Annotated in this window: 23 protein-coding genes; 9 read left to right on the top strand and 14 right to left on the bottom strand. The window is 72.7% G+C overall.

The genetic code is table 11. The features are described from left to right. The first annotated feature begins 160 nt into the window (after positions 1-160). Positions 161-1,153, top strand: coding sequence for a Bug family tripartite tricarboxylate transporter substrate binding protein (locus tag ABD067_RS04970; RefSeq protein ID WP_343894058.1), 993 nt, complete (start codon positions 161-163; stop codon positions 1,151-1,153). A 21-nt stretch (positions 1,154-1,174) separates the two neighbouring features. Next, a complete protein-coding gene (locus ABD067_RS04965; RefSeq protein WP_343894057.1) occupies positions 1,175-1,501 on the top strand; it encodes a gamma-glutamylcyclotransferase family protein in 327 nt (108 codons plus the stop codon). A 435-nt stretch (positions 1,502-1,936) separates the two neighbouring features. On the opposite strand, the gene ABD067_RS04960 is transcribed toward ABD067_RS04965, so the two are convergent. After that, positions 1,937-2,215 carry a prevent-host-death protein gene (locus ABD067_RS04960; protein ID WP_408871507.1) on the bottom strand — a complete coding sequence of 93 codons (279 nt, stop codon included), beginning with the start codon at positions 2,213-2,215 and terminating at the stop codon, positions 1,937-1,939. A gap of 167 nt (positions 2,216-2,382) precedes the next feature. On the opposite strand from ABD067_RS04960, the gene ABD067_RS04955 reads away from it, so the two are divergent. Both ABD067_RS04955 and ABD067_RS04950 read left to right on the top strand, forming a co-directional pair. Next, the gene (locus ABD067_RS04955) at positions 2,383-2,568 is read left to right on the top strand and encodes a BrnT family toxin (protein ID WP_343894055.1); all 186 of its coding nucleotides are present in this window, start codon (positions 2,383-2,385) and stop codon (positions 2,566-2,568) included. A gap of 281 nt (positions 2,569-2,849) precedes the next feature. Further along, on the top strand, positions 2,850-5,156 hold the full coding sequence (locus ABD067_RS04950) for a hypothetical protein (protein WP_343894054.1): 2,307 nt from the start codon (positions 2,850-2,852) through the stop codon (positions 5,154-5,156). Positions 5,157-5,470: 314 nt separating this feature from the next. On the opposite strand, the gene ABD067_RS04945 is transcribed toward ABD067_RS04950, so the two are convergent. The 12 genes from ABD067_RS04945 to ABD067_RS04890 form a co-directional block, all read right to left on the bottom strand. Continuing rightward, positions 5,471-7,747 (bottom strand): xanthine dehydrogenase family protein molybdopterin-binding subunit, encoded by a 2,277-nt coding sequence (locus ABD067_RS04945; RefSeq protein WP_343894053.1) that lies wholly within the window; start codon positions 7,745-7,747, stop codon positions 5,471-5,473. Positions 7,748-7,761: 14 nt separating this feature from the next. Next, positions 7,762-8,232, bottom strand: coding sequence for a (2Fe-2S)-binding protein (locus ABD067_RS04940; RefSeq protein ID WP_343894052.1), 471 nt, complete (start codon positions 8,230-8,232; stop codon positions 7,762-7,764). Positions 8,233-8,425: 193 nt separating this feature from the next. Next, positions 8,426-9,943, bottom strand: coding sequence for a glycerol kinase GlpK (glpK, locus tag ABD067_RS04935; protein WP_343894051.1), 1,518 nt, complete (start codon positions 9,941-9,943; stop codon positions 8,426-8,428). Positions 9,944-10,001: 58 nt separating this feature from the next. Continuing rightward, positions 10,002-11,774: an ABC transporter substrate-binding protein gene (locus ABD067_RS04930; RefSeq protein ID WP_408871506.1), complete on the bottom strand. Its 1,773-nt coding sequence runs from the start codon at positions 11,772-11,774 to the stop codon at positions 10,002-10,004. A 52-nt stretch (positions 11,775-11,826) separates the two neighbouring features. Then, on the bottom strand, positions 11,827-12,108 hold the full coding sequence (locus tag ABD067_RS04925; RefSeq protein ID WP_343894050.1) for a DUF2160 domain-containing protein: 282 nt from the start codon (positions 12,106-12,108) through the stop codon (positions 11,827-11,829). A gap of 7 nt (positions 12,109-12,115) precedes the next feature. Further along, positions 12,116-13,000 (bottom strand): carbohydrate ABC transporter permease, encoded by an 885-nt coding sequence (locus tag ABD067_RS04920; RefSeq protein ID WP_456305234.1) that lies wholly within the window; start codon positions 12,998-13,000, stop codon positions 12,116-12,118. After that, positions 12,997-13,887, bottom strand: a complete 891-nt coding sequence (locus ABD067_RS04915; RefSeq protein ID WP_343894049.1) for a carbohydrate ABC transporter permease — start codon at positions 13,885-13,887, stop codon at positions 12,997-12,999. The genes ABD067_RS04920 and ABD067_RS04915 overlap by 4 nt, the downstream gene beginning before the upstream one ends. 3 nt (positions 13,888-13,890) lie before the next feature. After that, positions 13,891-14,952, bottom strand: a complete 1,062-nt coding sequence (locus tag ABD067_RS04910) for an ABC transporter ATP-binding protein (RefSeq protein ID WP_343894048.1) — start codon at positions 14,950-14,952, stop codon at positions 13,891-13,893. Beyond that, positions 14,952-16,025 (bottom strand): ABC transporter ATP-binding protein, encoded by a 1,074-nt coding sequence (locus ABD067_RS04905; protein ID WP_343894047.1) that lies wholly within the window; start codon positions 16,023-16,025, stop codon positions 14,952-14,954. Before ABD067_RS04905 ends, ABD067_RS04910 begins: the two co-directional genes overlap by 1 nt. After that, on the bottom strand, positions 16,022-17,545 hold the full coding sequence (glpD, locus tag ABD067_RS04900) for a glycerol-3-phosphate dehydrogenase (protein ID WP_343894182.1): 1,524 nt from the start codon (positions 17,543-17,545) through the stop codon (positions 16,022-16,024). The genes ABD067_RS04905 and glpD overlap by 4 nt, the downstream gene beginning before the upstream one ends. A 91-nt stretch (positions 17,546-17,636) precedes the next feature. After that, positions 17,637-18,467 (bottom strand): DeoR/GlpR family DNA-binding transcription regulator, encoded by an 831-nt coding sequence (locus ABD067_RS04895; protein WP_343894046.1) that lies wholly within the window; start codon positions 18,465-18,467, stop codon positions 17,637-17,639. An 81-nt stretch (positions 18,468-18,548) separates the two neighbouring features. Next, entirely contained in the window at positions 18,549-20,885 is a 2,337-nt protein-coding gene (locus ABD067_RS04890) for a bifunctional salicylyl-CoA 5-hydroxylase/oxidoreductase (RefSeq protein WP_343894045.1), read from the bottom strand. A 118-nt stretch (positions 20,886-21,003) separates the two neighbouring features. Between ABD067_RS04890 and ABD067_RS04885 the strand changes: the two genes are divergently transcribed. From ABD067_RS04885 to ABD067_RS04865, 5 genes are all read left to right on the top strand, one after another. Beyond that, positions 21,004-21,765 (top strand): SDR family NAD(P)-dependent oxidoreductase, encoded by a 762-nt coding sequence (locus ABD067_RS04885; RefSeq protein WP_343894044.1) that lies wholly within the window; start codon positions 21,004-21,006, stop codon positions 21,763-21,765. After that, entirely contained in the window at positions 21,762-22,286 is a 525-nt protein-coding gene (locus tag ABD067_RS04880; protein ID WP_343894043.1) for a MarR family winged helix-turn-helix transcriptional regulator, read from the top strand. Before ABD067_RS04885 ends, ABD067_RS04880 begins: the two co-directional genes overlap by 4 nt. Continuing rightward, positions 22,283-23,107: an enoyl-CoA hydratase family protein gene (locus ABD067_RS04875; protein ID WP_343894042.1), complete on the top strand. Its 825-nt coding sequence runs from the start codon at positions 22,283-22,285 to the stop codon at positions 23,105-23,107. Before ABD067_RS04880 ends, ABD067_RS04875 begins: the two co-directional genes overlap by 4 nt. 179 nt (positions 23,108-23,286) lie before the next feature. Continuing rightward, entirely contained in the window at positions 23,287-24,936 is a 1,650-nt protein-coding gene (locus tag ABD067_RS04870) for an AMP-binding protein (RefSeq protein ID WP_343894041.1), read from the top strand. Continuing rightward, positions 24,933-25,346: a RidA family protein gene (locus tag ABD067_RS04865; RefSeq protein ID WP_343894040.1), complete on the top strand. Its 414-nt coding sequence runs from the start codon at positions 24,933-24,935 to the stop codon at positions 25,344-25,346. The genes ABD067_RS04870 and ABD067_RS04865 overlap by 4 nt, the downstream gene beginning before the upstream one ends. Positions 25,347-25,356: 10 nt before the next feature. Here ABD067_RS04865 and ABD067_RS04860 read toward each other — a convergent pair whose 3' ends face one another. Further along, the gene (locus tag ABD067_RS04860; RefSeq protein WP_343894039.1) at positions 25,357-26,682 is read right to left on the bottom strand and encodes a formimidoylglutamate deiminase; all 1,326 of its coding nucleotides are present in this window, start codon (positions 26,680-26,682) and stop codon (positions 25,357-25,359) included. Positions 26,683-26,852: the final 170 nt, after the last annotated feature.

Below are 26,852 nucleotides of genomic sequence, written 5' to 3'. Positions count from 1 at the left end.
CCGGGCATGGACGGGGGCGCCGCGGGCGGCCTGCCGCCGGTGGCGGGCAGCACGGTCGGCAGCGGGCCGATGCCGCGCGGCGGCGTGGACCGCACGCCGCTGCCGCCGGTGCGCTGAACCGCCGCGGAAGGCGTCGGCGCGGAAGGGAGGGACGACCAGGATGGACACCACGCGACGCCGCTTCGGCGGGGCGCTGCTCGGCGTCGGCGGGGCCCTCGCCACCGGCCGCCCGCCGGCGAGGGCGCAGGAAGCCTTCCCGTCCCGCCCCGTCCGCATCGTCGTGCCGTTCCCGGCCGGCGGCACCACGGACCTGCTGGCGCGCCTGTTCGCGCAGCGGCTGACGGAGACGCTCGGCCAATCGGCGGTGGTGGAGAACCGCGGCGGAGGGGGCGGGTCCATCGGCGCCGACGCTGTGGCCAAGGCGCCGCCCGACGGCCACACCCTGCTGTTCCACAACCTGACCTTCTCCACCACCACGGCGGCGCTGGAGTTCGCCGGCCGCGCGCCGCACTCCATCGAGCGCGACTTCGCCCCCATCACCATGGGCGCCGACGTGCCGCTGATGCTGCTGGCCCACCCGTCCGTCCCGGCGCGCGACCTCCGGGAGTTCGTGGCCCACGCCAAGGCCCGCACCGACCTGTTCTACGGCTCCACCGGCCCGGGCAGCACCATGAACCTGGTGGGCGAGATCCTGAAGCGCGACGCCGGCATACGCATGGAGCACGTGCCCTTCCGCGGCGCCGCGCCCCTGGTGCAGGACATGCTGGCGGGTCGCATCCACTTCGGCGGCGACCAGCTCCCCTCCTCCATCGGCCACATCCGCAACGGCGCGCTGAAGCCCCTGGCGACCATCGCCGCCAAGCGCGCCGGGCTGCTGCCGGAGGTGCCGACGGCGCGGGAGCAAGGCTTCCCGAACGCCGAGTTGCTGGGCTGGAACGGCTTCTTCGCCCCCGCCGGGACGCCGGCGCCGGTGCTGGAGCGGCTGCACCGCGAGATCGCGGCGGCGGCGCGCCACCCCGACGTCGCCCGCCGCATCGCCGAACTGGGCGCCGAGCCGGGCGGCAACAGCCCTGCGGAATTCGCCGCGGCGGTGCACGGCCAAATCGCCAAGGTGCGCCCGCTGGTGGCCGAACTGCGCATGCAGGTGGAGTAGCGGCCGACCGCCGCCGCCGCCGTGCTGCTGTTCTTCTACGGCACCCTGCTGGACCCGCGCGTCCTGGAGCGCCGATCGGGCGAACGCCGCCTCGCGCGGCGCATGCGCCCGGCGCGGCTGGAGGGCTGGGCCCGCGTCGGCCTGCGCGGCACGCCTTACCCGACGCTGGTGCCGCGCCCCGGCGCGTCGACGCCCGGTGCGGTGCTGCGCGCCGGCCCGGAGGCGCTCCGGCGGCTGGCGGCCTACGAAGGCGCGCAGTACCGGCTGGTGCCGGTGCGGGTGCGAACGCCGCGCGGACCTGTCCGTGCGCGGGCCTGGATGGCGGCGCGTTGGCGGGCGGAAGGGTAGGCGCGCCCCCCCGGCCGGGCCCCGCCTCCTCACCGCTCCGCGAGAGGCGGCGGGTCCGAGCAAGCCACGACCCGGACCGGGTAGGCGGAAGCGTTGCCGTCGGCGGAAACGAAGGCGGCGTCCTCCGCGATCGCCTGCGCGATGAGCAGGTGTGGTCGAAGGGGTCGCGGAGATGGGCCGGCAGCCCTGCGAGCGCCAACAGGTGCCCGGTGCCGATGCCGAGGAGCGCGAACCCCTCCCGCCCGACGGCGTCCAGGATCGCTCCGATGTCCGCCTCCAGCTTCCCGACCCGCGCCTTCACGACGGCTTCCCAGAGCGACGCCACGCTGACGAGGACGTCGTTGGCCGGGTCCCCGATCAGCGCCCGTGCCCGCGGCCCGAGCCGGTCGTCGTCGGCGAGCCACCAGAGGAGGGCGCGGGTGTCGAGGAGGAGCCTCACCCCTCCTCGCCCTCCATGGCCGCCAGCACCTCCGGCGGGAGCGCGTCGAAGTCGGGCGCCATCCGGATCTTGCCCCGCAAGGCGCCCGGCCGGCGGCGGGGCCGCTCCGCCACGGGCGGCGGGCGGACCTCGGCGAGCACTTGGTCGCGCGACGTGACCAGGAACGAGGTGCCCTGCCGGGCTTGGCGCAGGAACCCCGCCAAGTCCGCCCGGAATTCGCGCACGCCCACCCGCCGAGGCCGCGGTGCTTCCTTGTTCTGCTCCGGTCCGGCCACGACGCGTTTCCGATGCGGACGCATTGCGTGCACACAAAGGGGCGTCGAGCGTCTATGCTCGCTCCGCGGTGCCGTGCTCGCCCCCGAAAGCCTCCGGCTCTTCCGGCTCTACGGACTCGAGGCTGACGGCAGGAAAATCTACACTGTTGTGCATACGGGGAAGCGCCGTGCTCTTCGAGTGGGATGAAGGCAAGCGGGCGCGCAACCTGGACCGTCACAAGCTGGACCTGATCGATGGCAAAGTGCTCTTCGACGGCTGGCCGGTCGTCACCTCGAGACCGAAGCGTCAAACAAGTGCCTTCGGGCAGCGCGTGGTGAGAACGAAGATCGCCAAGGCCGGGCTTCTTCCCTGACCAGTACCTTTGCAGGCGGCCTCGACGGCCGGCATCCTGCGCGACGCGCTACGTTACGGATCCGATAGATCCATCCTGGCGAGGCCCTTTGAAGGCTGGAACGGGCGGAGCGGCCCGAGCGCTTGGGCGCCAGCCGCTTCGCCAGCCCGGTGCAGGCCGCCAAAGCCGCCGTTCCGTCGGGCGAGACGCGCCTGAAAAATGCGGTTCGCTGTGCTGGAATCGTGTACAGCGCTTACCGCGCCCCATAGACTTATCCGCCCCAGCGGGCAGAGGGGTACCCGATGAACACTCTGTTTGACGGTCAACGGTCCGTCACGGGCGGCGCCCGCCCCGACGAAGCGCTGCTCAGGGTCGTCGCGGAGATGGACCCGGGCTGGACCGTGCTCCGCGACTGCGCGCTCGGGGATGGCGACGACGGCGTCCAAGTGCGGGTGCGCTACGCGCTGCTCCATCCGGATCTCGGGATCGCGCTGCTCGACCTTCTCCCGGGCGCCACCACACCGGGTGCCCCGAACCGACTGCGGAAATTGCTGGACGCGGCGCGATTCAGGTCGGCGTTCGGGGATTATCCGCCCATCGTCTACCTTTGCGTACCGTCGCGCTCGCTTTTCGGCCTCAACGGATTGTTGGTGCGGGAGTTCGACCTGCAACGACCGCTGGCGCTGGCGGGCGGGGACGCGTGGGTCGGCGCGGTCCAAGGGGTGCTCACGGCGGAACCGCCCTTGTGCGCGCCGGGGCAGGCGTTCACCGAAACACAGCCTGCGTTCCCGAGCCCGTTGGCCGCTCGGACCGGCGCCTTCGGGGACGGCGCGGGCCGGCCCGCGCCGCGGCCGAGTCCTGGGCTGCGTGGACTCGCCGTCTTTTGGGGCGTCGTTGGGATGGCGTTCGGCGGCGGCGCTCTGATTCTGCAAAGCCTGGGGCCGCCCGAAGCATCGCCCGCCGTCGCGCACGCGCGCGGCACCAATCGCGGCGAGCCGGAGCCCCCCCAGCCGACTATGGGGGTGCCGGAGGCTTGGCGTGCGCCGTCCGATTCGGACAAGACGCGGCTTCCCTCCCCGAGTCCGATTTTCGCGCTTTGGCCCGCCGAACGCATGCCGGTGCGCTTCGGCGCGGGCGCGCCGGAAACGGACGGCTTGGCCTTGTTCGATCCCGGGGTTGATGAGGATCGGTCGGCCGCCGAGTCCGCCAAGCCCGCTCCGTCGCCGAAGTCTTCGGCTTTCGCCACGGCCGGGGGGGCTTCGACCGGGCGGGACGGGGCTGGTGGCGCCCGCGATTCGCTGGATGAGGACTCGCCGCGGCCCGTGCAAGCGGACGCGGCGGCGCTGCCCCCCGCGGTCGCCGGAGGCGCAGGCGCCGCAGCCGCCTCCGCAGCGCCTGAGGCTTCCACCGCCGGGAGCGACACCGGCGTATTGGCCACCGAGGCGGAAACTCCCCAACCGTTCCCGGGCCGATTCCGGGATCGAACCGAACCTGCCTTTCCCCCGGACGCGCCCGCTCTCGCGTCGCCCGCTTCTCCCGAGGTCGCCCCGATTGCAGCGACGCCGCCCGAGGCTCGGGGAGGAGAAGGGGCAGGTTCGATCGACGACCCGGACGCTGCCCCGGCGGACCCGCCGGGGGTGACTGCCTCCCCGACCGCTGCGGCAGTGCAGGAGCCCTCGAGCACGGCTTTCGAGTCGGATGGCGGGCTTCCCGCCCGGCGGAGCACGGCATCCGACGATCCGCCCGCGCCGGCGGGTACGCCAGCCCTCACCGGCACCGGGCCGCTCCCCTCCGGCGCCGCCGCTCTCGCCACCGGGTCCGACGACGCGCCCCCTCCGTCAGCAGCCGCAGAACAGGCCAGCGAACCTTCCGGGGCCGCTGGGGCACCCCCGGTGGAGGATGCCCGGGATGCGGCACGGGCCGATCCGCGAGGGGCACGGACACAGGAATACCCTGCCGGCGGCTCGGATGCTCCGCCGCTGGGGCGCGTTGCCGAGCCTGAAGAGGTCGCGGGCGCGGTGGCCGCCCCGGTGGAGGCGGCCACGCCCGCCGTCCGGGGCTCCACCCCAGACGGGGAAAGCGCCACGCCCGTTCCCACGCCTGCCGTCGGCGCGCTGCCGATGGAGCCGTCCGCGATGCCCGGAACACCGGTGCCGCAGACGGCCGCCGTGCCCCCGGCCGGCGCCGCGGAGCCCGCGCCACCGAGCGCCGTAACTCCCGTGGCGCGCCCGGCGGTGCAGGAACCACGCGGCGGGGCGGCGCCGGCCGGGGACACGGCGCGCCGCAACCCGGCCGTCGTGTCCATGCCGCCGTCGCTCGTCGAAGCCCTCGTCTCGCGTGGCGACGCCATGATGGCCCGGCGCGACATCTCCGCGGCGAGGCTCCTTTACGAACGCGCGGCGGTGGCGGGGAATGCGCGGGCGGCTTCGGCCTTGGGCAGGACCTACGACCCGGCCTTCTTGGCGGAGATAGGGGCGCGGGGCATAAGCGGCGATCCCGCGCTCGCCACCGCTTGGTACCAGAAGGCGATTTCGCTCGGCGACGGCAGCGCGATGGCTCGGATGGATGCGCTGGGCGGACCGGATTCGGCCGCCCGTAGTCGGCCCTGACGTGGTTGGGTCGCGTCGGGACTTGTCTCGCTTGGCGCCCGGAGCGGCTGCGAACGCGCAGCGTACCCACTTGGCGTGCAGAAGGAGGGAAAAGCGGTAAAGCGGTTAGGGGGCGCCGTCCAACAGGAGGGCATTGCCGAGCAAGCCCCGTGTCGGGGAGGCCGCCCCGCGCCGCTGCCGCAACACCCGCGGCTGCGGCGCGGCAGCGCTTCACGCGACGCTCCGCTCGGCCCGGCTCGACGTCTCGTCCTCGCTTTTGCTGCGCCCACCCCGCACCGGCGGCCCGTCCCTCCCACACGGGCGGTGCCGAACCTTCAGCCCGTGGCGAGGGCGGCCTTCACCCGGTCGGGCGTGAAGGGCACCTCCCGCAAGCGCACCCCGGTCGCGTCGAACACGGCGTTGCCGATCGCGGCGGAGACCACCGCCACCGCCGGCTCGCCGGCGCCCCACATCGGCTGGTCGGGGCGGTCCAGGACCACCACCTCGATGCGCGGCACCTGCGGGAAGGCCAGCAACGGGTAGGACGCCCAGTCGAGCGTCGTGATCGCGTTGCCCTCCCAGCGGATCTCCTCGCCCAGCGTGCGCGACACGGTCTGGATGACGCAGCCTTCGGCTTGCAGGCGCACCCCGTCCGGGTTGATGACCTGCCCGCAATCCTGCGCCAGCCAGCAGTCGGTCACGCGCACTTGGCCCGAGCGGGTGTCCACCTCCGCAGCCATGACGCAGGCGACGTAGGTGCGCGTGTTGTCGTAACGGATGTAGGCCGCGCCCCGGCCGCGCCGCACCGGCGAGCCTTGCTGGGTGTTGGCCGGCGAGGCGCGGCCGTCCCACTGCGCCGCCTGCGCCGCGGCCTCGATCACCGCCCGCCCGCGCGGGTCGGACAGGTGCTCCAGGCGGAAGGCGACCGGGTCCTTGCCGGCGGCGGCCGCCAACTCGTCGGTGAAGCTCTCCACCGCGAAGCAGTTCTGCAAACGCCCTGGCGTGCGTATCCAGGAGGGCCGGAAGGGGGTTTCCGTGATCCTGTGCATCACCGTGCGCGCGGCCGGGATGCCGTCGTAAGGCGGGTTGGAGTTGGCGTGCCAGTTGCCCGAGCCGGGCGGCCCGTCGTCGGTCCCCAGCATCTCGGCCGCCGTGGTGCGCACCAGGTTCATGGTGCTGTGGGGCACCCAACCCTCCGCTTCCCACACGGCGATGCGGCCCTGGGGCGTCAAGCCGCCCTTCAGGGCCATGACCACGGGCGGCCCTTTCGGCTCGCTGCCGTGTTCGTCGTGGCGCATCCATTGCAGGCGCACCGGCCGCGGGGCGAGTTCCATGGCCAGCGCCGCGCATTCCGCCGTCGCGTCCTCCAGGCCGTTCCGCCCGAAGCAGCCGGAGGAGTGGTGGTACACCACGCGCACCGCCTCCGGCGGCAGACCCAGGATGTGGGAGACTTGCTTGCGGACGTCGAACGGCGCCTGGGAGCCGGAATGCAGGGTGAGCCTGCCGTTTTCGTACTGGCCCACGGCGCAGGACGGGCCGATGGTGCCGTGCGTTTGCACGCCGAAGCGGTACTCGGCCTCCAGCCGGCGCGCGGCGGCCGGCAGCGCCGCCGCGGGGTCCCCGCGGTCCACGGTGGTGTCGGCCCGTGCCACGGGCGCCTTCCGGGCGGCGTCGTACACTTCGGCCATGGCCGGGATCGGCTTGCCCTCGCTCCACTCGACCTTGAGCTCGCGCGCGGCGCGCACCGCGTTCCACTCGCGCTCCGCCACCACGGCGAGGAGGTTGTTCTTGCGCAGGACGCGGGCGCCGGGGATGGCGGCGATGGAGGATTCGTCCACGGCCGCCGGCACGGCGCCCACGCGCGGCGCGTGCAGCACCCGCGCGTGCAGCATCCCCGGCAGCCGGACGTTGTGGATGAAGTCGCCGCCGCCGGTCACCTTCTCCAGCACGTCGGGGCGCGGGATGTCCCGGCCCGCGACGCGCCAGTTCGCAGGGTCCTTCACCCGCGCGTTCGGGTCGATCGGCAGGTCGAAGCGCTTGCCGCCGACCAAATCGGCGTAAGGCACGCGCCGGGCGGGCTCGGCCGAGACGCGCACGGTGCCATCCGCGGTTTCGACGGCGTCCGGGGCGACGCCGAGGCGCTCGGCGCCCATGCGGGCCAGGGCGGCGCGGGCGGTCGCGGCGGCGCGGCGGACCCGCGGCCCCACGACCTGGAGCGTCAAGCTGCCGGCGGTCAAGCCGTGGTCGGGCATACGGTCGGTGTCGGGGAAGGGCACCTCGACCATGGCGTAGGGCAGGTCCAGCTCCTCCGCCGCGATCTGCGCGAGGGAAGCGCGGATGCCCTGGCCGAATTCGGTCTTGCTGGTCAGCACTTGGCAGCGGCCGTCGGCGCCGATGGCGAGCAGGCCGTCCACGCCGACCTGCGGCGGGTCGAGCAGGTTGGTCGGCGCGGGGCCGGCCGGTGCGCCCGGCGCCATGCCAGGCGGCGCGCCGGGTGCGGCGGTCGGCGTTTGTCCGCGCGCCGTGCCCGTGGCGAAGGCTACGAAGAGGCCGGCGCCGGAGGCGAGCAGGGACCGGCGGGCGAGGGCCGGATCGGCGGTGATCGCGTTCATCGTCGCGTCCCTCCTCAGCCGGCCATCGTGGAAGCGGCGCGCGCCACTGCGCGGACGATCCGGACGTGCGTGCCGCAGCGGCACAGGTTCGCGGCCAGCTCCTCCCGGATCTCGGCCTCGCTCGGGCGCTTGTTCCGGGCGAGCAGGTCGGCCGCCTGCATGATCATGCCGTTGGTGCAGTAGCCGCACTGGGCCACGCGCTCGGCGGCGAAGGCGGCCTGGAGCGGGTGCGGATTCGCCGCGGTGCCGAGGCCTTCCAGCGTCGTCACGCCCCGCCCCTCGACCGACTGCGCGGGCACCGAGCAGGAGCGCACCGCTTGACCGTCCACCAGCACGGTGCAGGCGCCGCACTGGGCGAGGCCGCAGCCGAAGCGCGGGCCGTTCAAGGCGAACGGCTCTTCGCGCAGCAGGTACAGCAAGGGCATCTCCGCGTCGGCCGGCTCGGCCTCCACCGCGCGGCCGTTCAGCGTGAAGCGCAGCGTCATCGCCCGTCTCCTCCATCGTACGACGGTTCTTTTCCCGAGCCGCCCCACGCCGGAAGATTCTCGGCGGACCTCGGGGCGACCGGGGTTGAAGCCATACTGGCGACGGTTCCCGCCGTCGCGCAATCCGCGGCTTCCGCCCCGCCCGCGGGCTCGGGGCCGGCAGCCGGCATTCCGCCGAGCTCCGGCGTGGCGTTCAAACGATGTCCGACAACGTGCGCCGGACCGCCCGTCGCCAACCGGCATAGGCGGCTTCCCGCGCCTCGCCCGGCATTTCCGGCACGAAGCGCCGCTCGAGGCGCCAACTCCGCGCGAAGACGTCCGGCTGCGGGCACACCGCCGCTTGCAGACCCGCGAGGTAGGCGGCGCCCAGCGCGGTGGTTTCCCGCACGACCGGCCTGTCCACGGGTGCGTCCAGCACATCCGCCAGGAACTGCATGGTCCAGTCGGAGGCGACCATGCCGCCGTCCACCCGCAGCACCGCGTCCTCGCGTCCGACCCCCGCCGCCGGCGCGCCGGCCGTGTCGGACCGCATGGCGGTGAGGAGGTCGCGGGTTTGGTAGCCCACGCTTTCGAGGGCGGCGCGCGCGAAATCGGCGGGGTCGGAGGCGCGTGTCAGGCCGTGGATCGCCCCGCGCGCTTCGGCGTCCCAGTACGGCACGCCCAGGCCGACGAAGGCCGGCACCAGGTAGAGCCGCTGCCGGGGGTCGGACCGCGCCGCCAGCGCGCCGCTTTCCGCCGCGTTGCGGATCAAGCCGAGTCCGTCGCGGAGCCATTGCACCGCCGCTCCGGCGACGAAGATGGCGCCTTCCAGGGCGTAGGTGCGCCGGCCGTCGAGCTGGTAGGCGATGGTCGTCAACAACCGGTGGCCGGACACGACCGGCCGGTCGCCGGTGTTCAGCAGGGCGAAGCAGCCGGTGCCGTAGGTGGACTTGACCATGCCCGGCCGGAAGCAGGCCTGCCCCACCGTCGCCGCCTGCTGGTCGCCGGCGATGCCGAGCACGGGCAGAGGGGCGCCGAGCGCGTCCGTCGTCCCGAACGCGGCGGCGCAATCCCGGACCTCCGGCAACAGGGGCATCGGCACGCGGAACAGCTCGCACATCGCGGGGTCCCAGCGTCCCGCGTGGATGTCGAACAGCATGGTGCGGCAGGCGTTGGTCGCGTCCGTCGCGTGCGCCCGCCCTTCCGTCAGGCGCCAGAGCAGGAAGCTGTCCACGGTGCCGAAGGCGAGTTCGCCGCGCTCGGCCGCTTCCCGCGCCCCGGGCACCTCGTCGAGCAGCCAAGCGATCTTGGTCGCGGAGAAGTACGGGTCGATCAGCAGGCCTGTCGCGGCGGCGACCGCCGGCGCGTGGCCCGCCTCGCGCAGCGCGGCGCAGGCGCCGGCGGTGCGGCGGTCCTGCCAGACGATGGCGCGGTGGATGGGGCGGCCCGTGCGGCGGTCCCACACCAGCGCCGTTTCCCGTTGGTTGGCGATGCCGATGCCGGCGATGTCGGCCGGCCGCAGCCCCGCCTTGGCGACGGCTTCCCGCATCACCGCGAGCGAGCTTCGCCAAAGGTCCTCCGGCTCGTGCTCGACCCAGCCCGAGGCGGGGTAGTGCTGCGGGAACTCCTGTTGCGCCGTGGCCACCGCCGTCAGGTCCGGCGTGCGGAAGACAATGGCGCGGGAGGAGGTGGTGCCTTGGTCGAGGGCGAGGACGTGTCCGGGCTGCGGCATGCGCGGGTCCTTGAACGGAGGGAGGGGCGGGGCCGCGACCTGCGCGGCCCCGCCCTTTTCAGCTACGCCGCGGCGGCGTCGCCGGCCAGCTCCGGATGAGCTGGTCGTAGTCCACCGTCTCGCCTTGCGGCTTCTCGTCGGCGAGCTTGCGCTGCGGGGCGATGTTGCCGTCCTTCTGCGCCTGCGCGTACCAGTGCTCGGCGCTCTGGCGCGGGTTGAGGCGCGGGCCGCAATCGCCCTGGACGTTCGCGCGTTGCAGCCGCTCCAGCACGCTGTCCTGCGCCGCCGCGAGGGAGTCCATCGCGGCCTGCGCCGTTTTCGCGCCCGAGGAGGCGTCGCCGATGTTCTGCCACCAGAGCTGCGCGAGGCGCGGGTAGTCCGGGATGTTCACCCCCGTCGGCGTCCACTGCACCCGTGCCGGCGAGCGGTAGAACTCCACCAGGCCGCCGAGCTTCGGCGCGCGCTCGGTGAAGGACTGGTGCCAGATGTCGCTCTCGCGGATGAAGGTGAGGCCGACGTGGCTCTTCTTCAGGCTGGTGGACTTCGCCACGCAGAATTGGGCGTAGAGCCAAGCGGCGCGGCGGCGGTCGGCCGGCGTGGATTTCAGCAGCGTCCAGGAGCCCGCGTCCTGGTAGCCGAGCTTCATGCCGTCCTTCCAGTAGGCGCCCTTGGGCGAAGGCGCCATGCGCCATTTCGGCGTGCCGTCCGGATTCACCACCGGCAGGCCGGGCTTCACCATGTCGGCGGTGAAGGCGGTGTACCAGAACATCTGCTGCGCGATGTTGCCCTGCGAGGGCACCGGGCCGCTCTCGCTGAAGGTCATGCCGGCCGCCTCGGGCGGGGCGTACTTCCTCAGCCACTCGACGTACTTCGACACGGCGTAGACCGCCGCGGGGCCGTTGGTGTTGCCGCCCCGCTCGATGGAGGAGCCGACCGGGCGGCAGCCCTCCATGCGGACGCCCCATTCGTCCACGGGCTTGCCGTTCGGGATGCCGCGGTCGCCGTTGCCGGCCATCGAGAGCCAAGCGTCGGTGAAGCGCCAGCCGAGCGAGGGGTCCTTCTTTCCGTAGTCCATGTGGCCGTAGACCTTGACCCCGTCGATCTCCTTCACCGTGTTGGTGAAGAACTCGGCGATGTCTTCGTAGGCCGACCAGTTCACCGGCACGCCCAGGTCGTAGCCGAACTGGCGCCGGAAGGCCTCCTTGATCTGCGGGCGGGCGAACCAGTCGTAGCGGAACCAGTAAAGGTTCGCGAATTGCTGGTCCGGGAGCTGGTACAGCTTGCCGTCCGGCCCGGTGCCGAAGCTGCGGCCGATGAAGTCGTCGAGGTCGAGGGTGGGCAGCGTCTGCTCCTTGCCCTCGCCGGCCATCCAGTCGGTGAGCGGCACCGCCTGCTGGTAGCGGAAGTGCGTGCCGATCAGGTCGCTGTCGTTCACCCAGGCGTCGTAGACGTTGCGGCCGGACTGCATCTGGGTCTGGATCTTCTCGACCACGTCGCCCTCTTGCAGCAGGTCGTGCCGCAGGCGGATGCCGGTGATCTCGGAGAAGGCGCGGGCGAGGGTGCGCGCCTCGTACTCGTGCGTGGTGATCGTCTCCGACACCACGTTGATCTCCTGCCCGCGGAAGGGCTGCGCGGCGCGGGCGAACCACTCCATCTCCTGCATCTGCTGGTCGCGCGGCAGCGTGGAGGGCTGGAACTCCCCCTCCACCCAGCGCCGGGCCGCGTCCGCGCCCTGCCCGGCGGTGTGGCGCGACGCCAGGATCGCCGGGGCGGCGATGGTCGCGGCGCTGCCGAGGAGCAGGCCGCGCCGGCCGAGAATGCTGTCCTTCACCCTTGTTTCCTCCCTCTTGGTTCCGGGTGCCCGGTAGTCGGGCGCCGCGGCGTCAGGCCCAGCGGAACAGCGCCGCGCCCCAGGTCAGCGACAGGATGCCGGCTCCCCACAGCGGGGCGTCGCCCGCCAGCGCCAGCCAACCCAGATGGATGAAGGCCGCGCCGAGCAGCGTCAGGAACAGCCGGTCGCCGCGCGTCGTGGGCAGGCCGAGGGCGCCGACGCGCTCGACCTCCGGCCGCCGCAACGCGAGCACGGTCATGGCCAGCAGCGTGGCGAGCAGCAGGGCGAAGAACAGCGCGGTCTGCCAAGTCCAGGCCATCCACGAGAGGTCCATGGCGGCGCTACACCCTGCCGAGCGCGAAGCCGCGCGCGATGTGGTTGCGGACGAACCAGATGACGACGGCGCCGGGGACGATGGTGAGCGTCCCGGCGGCGGCCAGCAGGCCCCAATCCATGCCGGCCGCCGAAACGGTGCGGGTCATGGTGGCGACGATGGGCTTGGCGTCCACCGTGGTCAGCGTCCTCGCCAGCAGCAGCTCCACCCAGGAGAACATGAAGCAGAAGAAGGCCGCGACGCCGACGCCGCCGGCGATCAGCGGCAGGAAGAGCCGGACGAAGAAGGCCGGGAAGGACCAACCGTCGATCGCCGCGGTCTCGTCGATCTCGCGCGGGACGCCAGACATGAAACCTTCCAAGATCCAGACGGCGAGGGGGATGTTGAAGACGCAGTGCGCCAGCGCGACGGCCCAGGGCGTGTCGAACAGCCCGACCGCGCTGTAGAGCTGGAAGAAGGGCAGCGCGAAGACCGCCGGCGGCGCCATGCGGTTGGACAGCAGCCAGAAGAACAGGTGCTTGTCGCCGAGGAAGCGGTAGCGGCTGAAGGCGTAGGCCGCCGGCAGGGCGACGAGGAGCGAGATGGCCGTGTTCAGCACCACGTAGGTCAGGCTGTTGATGTAGCCGGAGTACCAGGACGCGTCGGTGAAGATGCGGCGGTAGTTGTCCAGCGTCGGCGCTTCGGGCCAGAGCGTCATGCCGGAGCTGATCTCGAGGTTGGTCTTCAGGCTCATGTTGACGAGCCAGTAGATCGGCACCAGCAGGAACAGGATGTAGAGGCCGAGGACCACGCGCGGCGCCAGCGCCCGCGCCATGCCCTCGCGGGCCGGGGCTCTGGCGGCGGGCAGCGCCGCCGGCACGGCGACCGCGGCGCGGGGCTGGGCGCCGCTCATCGGTCGGCGGTTTCGCTCTGGCCGCGGGTGGTGACCGCGAAGAAGACCCAGCACACCGCGAGGATGATGAGGTTGTAAACGATCGACATGGCCGCCGCCTTGCCCAGGTCGAACTGCCCGAGCGCGATCTTCACCAAGTCGATGGAGAGGAAGGTGGTGGCGTTGCCGGGCCCGCCGCCGGTGACGACGAACGGCTCGGTGTAGATCATGAAGCTGTCCATGAAGCGCAGCAGCACCGCGATGGTCAGCACGCGCTGCATCTTCGGCAATTGGATGGCGCGGAACACCGCCCAGGCCCCGGCGCCGTCCACCCGCGCCGCCTGGTAGTAGGCGTCGGGGATGGAGCGCAGCCCGGCGTAGCAGAGCAGCGCCGCCAGCGAGGTCCAGTGCCAGACGTCCATCGCCACCACGGTGATCCAGGCGTCCAGCGGGTCCTGCGCGTAGTTGTAGTCGAGGCCGAGGCCGTTCACCGCGGCGCCCAAAAGCCCGATGTCCCGCCGCGCGAAGACCTGCCAGATGGTGCCGACCACGTTCCAGGGGATCAGCAGCGGCAGCGCCAGGACGACGAGCGACACGGCGACGCCCAAGCCCCGCCGCGGCATCGAAAGCGCCACGCCGATGCCGAGCGGGATCTCGATCAGCAGGCAGAGCGCGCTGAACAGCAGCGTCCGCCACAGCGCGTCGAAGAAGCGGCCGCCGAGGTCGGTGGAGGGGTCCAGCAGCTCGCGGAACCAGCCCGTGCCGTTCCAGAAGAACTCGTTGTTCCCGAAGGTGTCCTGCACGGAGTAGTTCACCACCGTCATCACCGGGATGAGGGCGGAGAACGCCACCAGCGCGACCACGGGCAGCACCAGGAACCAGGCGCGGTCGTCGCGGGGCTTGGCCATGGCTCAGGCCTCCCCCGCGGCCAAGCGGCCATCGGCGTAGATGTGCAGCCGCGCCGGGTCGAGGGCGAGGCGCGGCTCGGCTGGCACCGGCGCGCCCTCGGGCAGGGTCGCGGCCAGCGGCACGCCGGCGAGTTCCACCCACGCGATGCGGCGCCGGCCGAGGTCCTCCACGCGGCGCAGCGTCACGGGTAAGCCGCCCTCGCGCGAGACCGCGGCGAATTCCGGCCGGATGCCGAGCTCGACGCGCCCGGGCAAGGCGGGATAGGCGCGCGGCAGGGCGATGCGGTGGCCGCCGGGCAGCACGGCCCGCCGCCCTTCGACGGCGCAGGGCAGCAGGTTCATCCCCGGCGAGCCGATGAAGTGGCCGACGAAGGTGTGGGCGGGATGCTCGAACAGCGCTTCCGGCGTGCCGACCTGCACCACCTCGCCTTCCGACATCACCACCACGCGGTCGGCGAAGGTCAGCGCCTCGGTCTGGTCGTGGGTGACGTAGATCATGGTCACCGGAACCTGGCGGTGCAGTTCCTTCAGGCGGGAGCGCAATTCCCACTTGAGGTGCGGGTCGATGACGGTCAGCGGCTCGTCGAACAGGATGGCCGAGACGCCCTCGCGCACCAAGCCGCGGCCGAGGGAGACCTTCTGCTTCTCATCGGCGCCCAGGTTCCGGGCGCGGCGGTCGAGCCGCGCCGCGAGGCCCAGCAGCCCCGCGACGTGCTCGACGCGGGCGCGGGTCGCGGCGGCGGGGACGCCGCGGTTTCTCAACGGGAAGGCCAGGTTCTCCCGCACGGTCATCGTGTCGTAGACCACCGGGAACTGGAAAACCTGGGCAACGTTGCGCCGCTCGGTCGAGAGGCCCGTCACGTCGAGCCCGTCGAACAGCACGCGCCCCTCACTCGGGCGCAGCAGGCCGGAGACGATGTTGAGCAGCGTGGTCTTGCCGCACCCCGACGGGCCGAGCAGCGCATAGGCGCCGCCGTCCTCCCAAACCATGTCCATGGGTTTCAGCGCGCGGGCGGCGACGCCGGGATAGGCGTGCGCCAAGCGCTCGAACGCGATGCGGGCCATCAGGCCGCCTCCGCCAAGCTCGCGGTGGCGGCCAAGCGCCCGTCCGCCCCGAAGACCAGCAGCCGCCGCGGATCGAGCCAGACGGTCGCGGCGTCGCCCGGCTCGGGTCGCCGCACGCCGGGCGCCAGCACCACCCAGGGCAAGCCGCCCACATCGATATGCACATAGCTTTCGGAGCCCGTCACCTCGGCGACCCGCACCGTCGCGGGCAGCGGGACGGCGCCCTCCACAGGGTCGAGCGAGAGCTGGTGCGCGCGGATGCCGATCGTGCAGTCGCCCTCGGGCAGCGGCGGCGCCGGGAGTGCCACGCCGAAGGCCAAGCGCAGCCGGCCGCCCGCCGCCCGCGCGGGCGCCTCGTTCAACGGCGGGTCGGAGAAGGCGCGGGCCGTGGCCAGGTCGGCGGGGTGGCGGAACACGGCGGCGGCCGGGCCGAACTGGGTGACGCGGCCTTCGGACAGCGTCGCCACGTTGCCGCCGAGCAGCAACGCTTCGGCCGGCTCGGTCGTGGCGTAGACGAAGACCGCGCCGCTTTCGGCGAAGAGCTTGGGCAGTTCTTCGCGCAACCCCTCGCGCAGCTTGTAATCGAGATTGGCAAGCGGCTCGTCCATGAGCACCAGCGCCGCGCGCTTCACCAAGGCGCGGGCGATCGCCGTGCGCTGCTGCTGGCCGCCGGAGAGTTCGAGCGGCTTCCGCGCGAGATAGGGTTCGAGGCGCAGCAGCCGGGCCGCCTCGCCCACCCGGTTCTCGAGCTCGGCGCGCGGCAAGCGGGCGACGCGCAGCGGCGAGGCGATGTTCTCGAACACGGAGAGCGTGGGATAGTTGATGAACTGCTGGTACACCATGGCGACGCTGCGGCGCCGCACGGCCACCCCCGTGACGTCGCGCCCTTCGGCCAATATGCGGCCGGCGCCCGGCCGGTCGAGCCCCGCCATCAGCCGCAGCAGCGTCGTCTTGCCGGCGCCGGTCGGGCCGAGCAGCACGTTGGGCAGGCCGGGAGGCAGCTCCAGCGTCACGGGATGCAGCACCGCTCGGCCGTCGGCGGAAAGCGCGACCGAGTCCAGCGCCAAGCTCACTCCGCCGCCCTCCCGGCCAGCGCAGGCGTCGCCATGAACCGTGCCAGCGCGGCGCGGCCAGCGGCGTCGAGGCGCAGGCCTAGCTTGCTGCGGCGCCAGAGGACGTCTTCCGGCTCCCGCGCCCATTCCTTCCGCATCTGCCAGACCACCTCTCGCTCGGTCAGCCCGGCGCCGAAGTCCCGGCCGAGATCGGCCATGCCACGCGCCTCGCCCAGCACCGCCTTGGCGCGGGTGCCGTACTGCCGCACCAGACGCCGGGCCAGCGGCTCGGCCAAGAAAGGGTAGTCGCGCCGCAGCGCGGCGGCGAGGGCCGGCGCGCCGTCCCAAGGGAAGTCGCCGCCCGGCAACGGCGCGGCCGCGGTCCAGGGCGCGCCGGCCTCGGGGAAATGCGGGGCGAGCTTCGCCATCGCGGCCTCCGCAAGCCGCCGGTAGGTCGTGATCTTGCCGCCGAAGACCGACAGCAGCGGAGCCTCCGCCGCCTTGTGGTCGAGCGTCAGCACGTAATCCCGCGTCGCCTCTTGCGCGCGGCTCGCGCCGTCGTCGTAGAGCGGCCGCACGCCGGCGTAGCTCCAGACCACGTCGTCCCTGGTCACGGGACGGCGGAAATAGCCGCTGACGGCGCGGCAAAGGTAATCGGTCTCGGCTTCCGATATCGCGGCGGTCGCGGGGTCGCCGGTGAACTCCTCGTCGGTCGTGCCGATGAGGGTGAACTCCTCCTCGTACGGGATGGCGAAGCAGATCCGGCCGTCGGCGTTCTGGAAGATGTAGCAGCGGTCGTGGTCGTACAGCCGGCGCGTGACGATGTGGCTGCCCTTGACCAGCCTCACCCGGGCCGGGGTGTTCAACCCGGCCACTCCGGCCAGCACGTCCGCGGCCCAAGGCCCCGCGGCGTTCACCAGGGCGCGCGCCGCCACCTCGCGTTGCGCGCCAGTGGTCTCGTCGCGCAACACGGCGCGCCAGAGCCCGCCTTCGCGCCGGGCGGAAACGCAGCGTGTGCGGGTGAGGACCGTTGCGCCGCGGTCGGCGGCGTCGCGGGCGTTCAACACGACGAGGCGCGCGTCCTCGACCCAACAGTCGGAGTATTCGAAGGCGCGGCGGTAGTCCGGACGCAGCGGTTCCCCGGCCGGGTCGCCCCGCAGGTCCAGCGCGCGGGTCGGCGGCAGGATCCGGCGTCCGCCCAGGTGGTCGTACAGGAACAGGCCGAGCCTGAGCAGCGGCCAGGGGCGCAGGCCGGCGTGGTGCGGCAGCACGAAGCGCAGCGGCCAGACGATGTGCGGCGCCGCGCGCAGCAGCACCTCGCGCTCGATCAGCGCTTCCCGCACCAAGCGGAACTCGCGGTACTCCAGGTAGCGGAGACCGCCGTGGATCAGCTTGGTGGACGCGGAGGAGGTGGCGCCGGCGAGGTCGCCCTTCTCGACCAGGGTGACCCCCAAGCCCCGCCCGGCCGCGTCGCGGGCGATCCCGCAGCCGTTCACCCCTCCGCCGATGACGAAGAGATCCTGAACCGCTTTGTCGTCCACCGTCGGCACGGCGATCTTTCTCCGAGCGCGGCGACACTCTGGGACTGGCGAAACGCAAGCTCAAGCGAAAAAATCGCGCGCCATCCGCGCCTCATCGGGTTTCGCTTTCGAACGCGTCGTTTTCGCCTGGGCCGCCGTCCCCCGATGCGGCGGCCACCTCCACGTTTGTTCCGGCCTCTCGGCAAGCGGCCAGGAAGCGCGCCGGCGGCGGCCGGTCCGTCACCACGCAGTGCAGTTGCGACACGTGGCCGATGCGCACGGGAGCGGAACGGTCGAACTTCCCGGCGTCGGCGACCAGGATCGGGTGGCGCGCGTTGCCGAGGATGGCGCGGGCGACGCGCACCTCGCGGTAGTCGAAGTCCAGCAGGCTCCCGTCCTCGTCGAGGGCGGAAGCGCCGATCACGGCAAAGTCCAGCTTGAACTGGGACACCAGATCGACCGTGGCCTCGCCCGCTATGCCGCCGTCGGAGCGGCGGACGGGCCCGCCCGCCACCACGATCTCCACCCCTTCGGAGGGCAGCAGGATGGAAACGACGTGGAGGTTGTTGGTGACGACGAGGAGGTTGCGGCGGCCGGCCAGCGCGCGCGCCACCTCCTCCGTCGTCGTCCCGATGTTGATGAACAACGAGGAGCCGTCGGGGATCAGGGCGGCGCAGCGCGCGGCGATCCGCCGCTTCTCCTCGTGCGCCAGCGCCCGGCGGGCGGCGTAGGCGAGGTTCTCCACGCCCGAGGTCAGCGTGGCTCCGCCATGCTGCCTCGTCAGGAGGCGCCGGTCGCGGAGGAGGTTCAGATCCTTGCGGATCGTCTGCGGGCTGACCCCGAACCGGGCCGCCAAGTCCTCGACGACGACCCGCCCGGCGCCGCGCGCGAGCGCCAGGATCGCGTGCTGCCGATCGGACAAGTTTTCAAGGGACAGGGTCATCGTCGCCGCGGACGATGCATCGCCGCAGCGGCGGAAGGAAGCGGCCGGGGCACCGGTGGGATCGAACCGGCCGTGCCTCCGCTACTCCGCGGCGCGTCGCGGCGCCGGGTCGGGGGCGTGGCGGCTCGGCCGGGCCTTGAGGCGCAGGTCGCGCAAATCCTCGCGCTCCCGGGCCATGTTGCGCATGAGCGCGTCGCGGCCCCAGCCGTACTGCACCGGGCAGGACACGTCGGGAACGCCGTACTGCGCGGCGGCGCGCAAGGTGAACATCGGGTCCGTCAGGTGCGGGCGGGCCAACGCCACCAGGTCGGCGCGGCCGGCGGCCAAAATGGTGTTCGCTTGGTCGGCGGTGGTGATGTTGCCGACGCACATGGTGGCGACTCCCGTCTCCTGCCGGATCATGTCGGACCAGGGCACCTGGAACATCCGGCCGTAGACGGGCGCGCTGTCATGGACGGTTTGCCCGGTGGAGACATCGAGCAGGTCGCAGCCATGCGCCGCGAAAGCGCGGGCGATGGCCAGCAGATCCTCTTCCGACAGGCCGCCGTCGGCCCAGTCGGTGGCCGAGACGCGCACCGACATCGGCCGGTCGGCCGGCCACTCGGCGCGCATGGCGTCGAACACCTCCAGGGGGTAGCGCAACCTGCTCCCGACCGCGCCGCCGTACCCGTCCGAGCGCCGGTTTGTGAGCGGCGACAGGAAGCTCGCCAGCAGGTAGCCGTGCGCGCAGTGCAACTCCAGCATGTCGAAGCCGCAGCGGACCGCGCGACGCGTCGCGGCCACGAAGTCCGCCTTGACCGCGTCCATGTCGGCGCGCGTCATCTCGCGCGGCGCCGGGCTGTCCGGGAAGTAGGGAAGGGCGCTCGCCGACAGGGTGGGCCAGCGCCGTTCCGGGGGCAGGGGGCGGTCCATCCCTTCCCACATGAGACGCGTAGCGCCCTTGCGCCCGGCGTGGCCCAGTTGCAGCACCACGCGGGTTTCGCCCCGGGCGTGGACGAAATCGACGATGCGCGTCCAGGCCGCCTCCTGCGCGCCGTTCCACAAGCCCGTGCAGCCAGGGGTGATGCGCGCTTCCGGCGACACGCAGGTCATCTCGGTGAACAGCAGGCCGGCGCCGCCCATGCCACGGGCGCCGTAATGGACCAGATGGAAGTCGCCGGGCAGCCCGTCCTCCGCGCTGTACTGGCACATCGGCGAAACGACGAAGCGGTTCGGCAGCGCCATGCCGCGCAACCGGAACGGCTGGAAGGCGGGCGGGCGTGCCGGGTCGGCCGGGACGCCGCGCGCCCGCTCCTCGCGGGCGAAGGTCTCCCGCACCTCCTCGACGAAGGCGGGCGCGCGCAGTTCGAGGTTGTCCCAGGTGATTGCCTTGGCGCGCGTCATCAGCCCGAACGCGAAGCGCGTCGGGTGGAAGCGGCGGAAGCGGCGGAGCTGTTCGAACCACACCAGGGAGACGTCCGCGGCATGCTGGGTGCGCTCCACGTCCTCGCGGCGCGCCGCCTCGAACCGGGCCAGGCACTCGGGCACGCCGCCGCCGGCTACGAACGCGGCGTGCAACGCGATGGCGTCCTCCATCGCCAGCTTGGTGCCGGAGCCGATGGAGAAATGCGCCGTGGCCTTGGCGTCGCCGAGCAGGACCACGTTGCCCCTGGTCCAGCGCGCGCAACGGACCATCGGGAAGCGGCGCCAGTGCGAGCGGTTGGTGAGGAGCCGGTGGCCCGCCAGCTCCTCCCGGAACACCCCCTCCATGAATCGGGCTGAGGCGGCCTCATTCATGGAGTCCAGGCCGACGCGGGCGAAGGTTCCGGGGTCGGTCTCCAGAACCCAGGTGCTGGCGCCGGCTTCGTACTGGTAGCAATGGGCGACGAAAATGCCCTCCGGCCGCTCCTTGAAGAAGAAGGTGAAGGCGTCGAAGGGCCGGGTGCTGCCCATCCAGGCGAAGCGGTTGGGCCGCAAGTCCACCTCGGGCGCGAAGTGGTCGCGCCAGCGTTCCCGGACGGGCGAGTTTATGCCATCGGCGGCCACGACCAAGTCGGCGTCGGGGAAGTCCTCCGGCGCGGCCTCCCGTCGGAACTCCATCTCGACGCCCAGCGCGCGGGCGCGCTCCTGCAGGCGCAGCAGCAGCGCGCGGCGGGAGCAGCCGCAAAAGCCGTTGCCGCCGATGCGATGGACGGCGCCGCCGAAGTGGACCTCGACGTCGTCCCAGTAGGCGAAGCTTTCGGTGAAGGAGCGGTAGCTGGGCGGGTCGGCGACGCGGAAGGAGTCCAGCGTCTGGTCGCTGAACACCACGCCGAAGCCGAAGGTGTCGTCCGCGCGGTTGCGCTCCACAACCGTGACGCGGGCCTTTGGCCGGTCGCGCTTCATCAGGATGGCGAAGTAAAGGCCGGCGGGGCCGCCGCCGATCACCGCGATGCGCATCGCCTGCACCTCCGGGGCACCGAGATGGTTTAGGTTTCAAACATCCGGGTGGCAACAGCTTTCGGCGCTTGCGCCGGCGCCGCGAGACGTTTTAAGCTTCAAGGATCGTGGAGGCAGCATGGACCCCGTCTCCCTCCCTGCCCGCGCTGGAGGGGCGCTCGCCGGGCGTCGGGCCCTGGTCACGGGCGGCGGCACCGGCATCGGCTTGGCCTGCGCCCGGGCGCTCACCGCGGCGGGCGCCCGCGTCACCGTGCTCGGCCGGAGGGAGGCGCCGCTGCGCGCGGCGTTGGAGGGCGGCGCCGCGGCCGCGTGGGTCTCGGCGGACGTAGCCGGGGCTTTGCCGCCGATCCCGCCTTGCGACCTGCTGGTGAATGCCGCCGGCGCGGCCGAGAGCGCGCCCTTCCTTCGGACGGACGCGGCGATGTGGCGGCGCATGCTGGACGCCAACCTGCTCGGCGCAGCCGCCGTCACGCGCGCGGCGCTTCCCGCGATGCTGGAAGCCGGGTTCGGCCGCGTGGTGAACGTCGCTTCCACCGCCGCGCTCAAGGGCTACCCCTACGTGGCGGCCTATGTCGCGGCGAAGCACGGGCTGCTGGGCCTGACCCGCGCATTGGCGCTGGAGGTCGCCGGGCGCGGCGTCACGGTGAACGCCGTGTGCCCCGGCTTCACCGACACCCCGTTGCTGGAGGAGAGCGTCGCCACGCTCACGGCCCTCACGGGGCGGGACGAAGCGCAGGCCCGGGCGGCTTTGGCCGGCCACAACCCGCAAGGCCGGCTGGTCCGGCCGGAGGAGGTCGCGGCAGCCGTGCTCTTCCTTTGCTCGCCCGGAGCCGAGGCGGTGAACGGCGCGGCGCTGCCCGTCTCGGGAGGCGAAGCGTGAGCCCGCCGCCGCCGGACGGCGCCGCGGCGGTGGACGCGGAGACGCTGCTCGCGGACGCGCCGGCCGGCCACAAGCGGGAGCTGCGGCTTTGGCTCCGCATGCTCGCCTGCGCCAACCTGATCGAGGGCGAGGTGCGCCGGCGCCTCCGCCTTTCTTTCGGCACGACCCTGCCCCGCTTCGACCTCCTGGCGCAGCTCGAGCGGGCGGGGCCGGCGGGGCTCACGCTCGGCGAGGTGTCCCGCCGCATGATGGTCTCCAACGGCAACGTCACCGGGATCGCCGCGCGGCTCGTGGCCGAGGGCTTGGTGGCGCGCCGCGCCAACCCGGCCGACCGCCGCGCCGGCACGCTGAGCCTCACGCCCCGCGGGCGGCGGGAATTCGCGCGCCAATCGGCGGCGCACGAGGAGTGGATAGCCGAACTGCTCGCCGGCTTGACGTCCGCCGACCAAGCGGCGCTGCACCGGCTGCTCGGCCGCGCCAAGGGCGGTGCCCGATCGGCGATCGGAGGGGAGCCCGCATGACCACCATCGACGCGCCGCTGGCCGGCTACACCGCCAAGCACCTCCGGCTGGAGGTGGAAGGCACGGTCGCCACCCTGACGCTCGACCGGCCGGAGAAGAAGAACCCGTTGACCTTCGACAGCTACGCGGAAGCCGCGGCAATTTTCCGCGCCGCCGCGCGGGACGAGCAAGTACGCGCCTTCGTCGTGACCGGCGCCGGCGGCAACTTCTGCTCGGGCGGCGACGTCCACGAGATCATAGGCCCGCTCCTGGGGCGCGACACCAAGGGCTTGATGGCCTTCACCGCGATGACCGGCGAGCTGGTGAAGGCCATGCGCGCCTGCCCGCAACCCATCGTCGCCGCAGTGGACGGGGTCGCGGCCGGCGCGGGCGCGATCCTTGCCATGGCGTCCGACCTCCGGCTCGGCACGGCCCGCGCGCGGGTCGCCTTCCTGTTCAACCGGGTCGGGCTCGCCGGGTGCGACATGGGCGCCTGCGCCATCCTGCCGCGCATCGTAGGGCAGGGCCGGGCGAGCGAACTGCTCTACACCGGCCGCGCGCTGGACGCGGAGGAGGGCCTCGCGTGGGGCTTCTTCAACCGGCTGGCCGCGCCCGAGGCATTGGCCGGCGAGGCCGCGGCGCTGGCCCGCGGCATCGCCGAGGGGCCGGCCTTCGCCCACGCCATGACGAAACGGATGCTGGCGATGGAGTGGGCCATGTCCGTTGAGCAGGCGATCGAGGCCGAGGCGGTGGCGCAGGCCCTGTGCATGACGACGCAGGACTTCCGCCGCGCTTACGAGGCGTTCGCCGCGAAGCGGCAGCCCGAGTTCAGAGGCGACTGATGCCGCCCAGCCGTTCCCGTTTCCGGAAGCGCTCAGTGGGCCCGGCTTGGCGTCCACGCGACGGTTCCCCACGAGGCGGCAACGACGCATCGGGGTGGCCGAGCGGAGGCACGGGCCGCCGGACGGGAGCGGGGCGCGCGAGGCGGACGGCGTGCTCCGGGCGCATGAGGGAGACGGGCATGGACGGGATGGGCTGGCCGGGCGACACGTCGCCGAGCGCGCACCTCGACACTTTCGCGCGGGACAATCTGCCTCAGCGCGATGCTTGGCCGGAGATGCGCTTCGACCTGCCTGAGCTCCACTACCCCGCACGGCTGAACGCGGCCGCGGCGCTGCTCGACGCGCAGGTGGCAGCGGGCCGCGGTGGCCACCCGGCGGTGGTTTCCGACTTCGAGACGCTGACCTACGCGGAACTGCGGGGCCGCGCGGCGCAGATCGCGGCCGTGCTGGTGCGCGACCTGGGTCTGGTGCCCGGCAACCGCGTGCTCCTGCGCTCCGCCAACACGGCCTGGATGGTCGCGGCGCATTTCGGGGTCTGGATGGCCGGCGGGATCGTCGTCGCCACCATGCCGCTCCTGCGCGTGAAGGAATTGCGGCAGGTGCTGCGCAAGGCCCGCGTCAGCCACGCGCTGTGCGACGCGCGGCTCGCCGGTGAACTCCGCTTCGCCGCCACGGACGCGCCGGACCCTTTGCGCTTGGTCCTCTGGGGCGACGGCGAGTTGGAAGGATTGTGCGCCCGCCACGCCGCGGACTCCGCGCCGTGCGACACGGCGGCCGACGACGTGTGCCTGATCGGTTTCACCTCCGGCACCACCAGCGAGCCGAAAGGCACCATGCACTTCCACCGCGATCTCCTGGCGGTATGCGACACCTACGCGCGGCACGTGCTGAGGCCGGAGCCGTCCGACGTCTTCGTCGGCTCGCCGCCGCTCGCCTTCACGTTCGGGCTCGGAGGCTCGGTGCTGTTCCCGTTCCGTGTCGGCGCGACGAGCGTGCTGCTGGAGCGCGCCTCGCCCGAGGACTTGCTCAGGGCGATCGAGCGGCACCGCGCGACAGTTTGTTTTACCGCGCCCACCGCGTGGCGCGAGATGGCTGCCAAGGCGGGCGGCTTCGACCTGTCCTCGCTCCGCAATTGCGTTTCCGCGGGGGAAGCGCTGCCGGCGCCGGTGTTCGAGGCGTGGCGGGCGGCCACCGGCCTGAAGCTCCTGGACGGCATCGGCGCCACGGAGATGCTGCACATCTTCATCGCGGCGCCGGAGGAGGCCGTGCTGCCCGGCAGCACCGGCATTCCCGTGCCCGGCTTCCGCGCGCGGGTGCTCGGCCCCGACGGCAAGGAAGCGCCGCGCGGCACGCCCGGGCGCCTCGCCGTGCAGGGACCGACCGGTTGTCGCTACCTCGCCGATCCCCGGCAAGCGGACTACGTGCAGGGCGGCTGGAACATCACGGGCGACACCTATGTGCAGGATGCGGAGGGATACTTCTGGTACCAGGCGCGCAGCGACGACATGATCGTCTCCGCCGGCTACAACATCGCGGGGCCGGAGGTGGAAGCGGCGCTGATGACTCATCCAGCGGTGCTCGAATGCGGCGTGGTCGGCGCGCCGGACGCTGAGCGGGGGCAGATCGTGAAGGCTTACGTCGTGCCTCGTGCGGACGTGCCTCCAGGCGCGGCGCTGGTCCGCTCGTTGCAGGACCACGTCAAAGCGGCGATCGCGCCCTACAAGTACCCGCGCGCCGTCGAGTTCGTGGAAGCGCTGCCCCGCACCCAGACGGGCAAGCTTCGTCGGGCGGCGCTGCGGGAGATGGCCGCGGCGGGGGCGCGGCGGTGAGCGGGGCGCCGGCGGCGCCTCTGCGTGTCCTCCAACCGCCGGGCTGGCCGGCGCCGCGCGGCTACAGCAACGGGATGGCCGGCGCGGGGCGAACGGTGCTCGTCGGCGGCCAAGTGGGTTGGGACGCGGCCGGGCGCTTCCCCGCCGGCTTCGTCGCCCAAGCCGCGCAGGCGCTGCGCAACATCCTGGCCGTGGTGGCGGAGGCGGGCGGCGGCCCGGAGCACGTAGGGCGCCTCACTTGGTATGTGCTCGACATGGAAGAGTACCGCGTCGGCTTGCGGGACCTGGGCGTCGCCTACCGGGACGTCATGGGGCGGCGCTTCCCGGCGATGACGCTGGTGCAGGTGGCGGCGTTGGCCGAACCCGAAGCTCGGCTGGAGATCGAAGCGACCGCCATCGTCCCGGGCTGAGTCGGACGCATCAACCCCCACTGAGCCGCGCCATGGTCCGCGCGAACCGGGCGCGGATGGCGTCCCGGGCGAAGTGCCGGCCTTCCGCCACCACCGTCCGCCCCGCCACCATCGCCTCGCGTACGCCGGAGGCGCCGGAAACGAAGACGTAGTCGTCGAGCGTGACGCCGGGCGCGAGCCACACCAAATCGGCCCGCGCCCCGGCGGCGATGCGGCCGATCTCGCGGCCGCAAGCCTGCGCCCCGCCCGCGAGGGCCGCCGCGTAAAGGTCTTCGCCGGTGGAGTGGCCCTCGCCTCGGGCCAGCACGTTGCGGGCGCGGTGGAGCAGGCGCTGCCCATACTCCAGCAGGCGCAACTCGCCGGGGGCGGTGATCTCGACGTTGGAATCCGAACCGACGCCCCAACCGCCCGCGTAGGTCGTGGCATTGAAGAAACCGTCGCCGAGATTGGCTTCCGTGATGGGGCAGAGCCCGGCCACCGCGCCGCTCTCGGCCAGGGCGCGCGTCTCCCCGCCCGTCATGTGCGTGGCGTGCACCACGCACCAGCGCGGCCCAACGGGCTGGGTGGCGAGCAGCCGCTCCGCCGGCCGCTGCCCGCTCCAGGCGATGCAAGCTTCCACTTCCGCCACCTGCTCGGCCACGTGGATGTGGACCGGGCCGTCCAGGACCGCTGCCAACACCTCGGCGATCTGCTCGCCGGTGACGGCGCGCAGCGAATGCGGCGCCACCCCGAGCCGCGCGTCCTCGATCGCCGCGATGGCGCGGCGCGAGGCTTCGAGGAGGCGGAGATAGCCGTCCGTGCCGTTGAGGAAGCGGCGCTGTCCTTCGTCCGGGGGGAGGGGGCCGAAGCCGCCGTGGGTGTAGAGCACGGGGAGCAGCGTCAAGCCCATTCCCGTTTCGGCCGCCGCGGCGGCGATGCGCTCGGCCATCTCGGCGGAATTCGCGTGAGGCGCGCCGTCGGGCGCGTGGTGCAGGTAGTGGAACTCGGCCAGCGCGGTGAAGCCGCGCTCCAGCATCTCCACCATGGCCTGCGCGGCGATCGACTCGACATCACTCGGTCCGAGGCGCGACAGGAAACCGTACATCACCTGCCGCCAGGACCAGAAGCTGTCGGCGCCCGGGCCTCGGCGCTCGGCGAGGCCCGCCATGGCGCGTTGGAACAAGTGGGAGTGCAGGTTGGGCATGCCCGGGATAGCGCGCCCGGCCCGCCTTTCGCCGAAGTCGGCCGGCGCGCCAGGAACCACCCGGGAGATCGCGCCGCGCTCGATCTCCAACCCCACGTCGCGCGCCCAGCCGTCGGGCAGCCACGCCTCTTCAAGTAAGAGTCGCACGCGCATCGCCTCCGTCGCCCGCGCCCTGCACCATGCCCAAGCCAAACGCTGGACGCCGCGCCGGCTCCGTTGCTACGCTCATTCGTAGCACGGCAGCGGCGGCGCCGGTGCCTTTCGACACCCTCCGGCGGAAACCGCGCCTCGCATGGGCAAGCGCTGCGACATGGCGATCCAAG

The organism is Craurococcus roseus (assembly GCF_039523795.1).
GTDB lineage: Bacteria > Pseudomonadota > Alphaproteobacteria > Acetobacterales > Acetobacteraceae > Craurococcus > Craurococcus roseus.
Note: the sequence above shows the minus strand (reverse complement) of the source record. Positions and strands in the feature narration are given on the sequence as shown.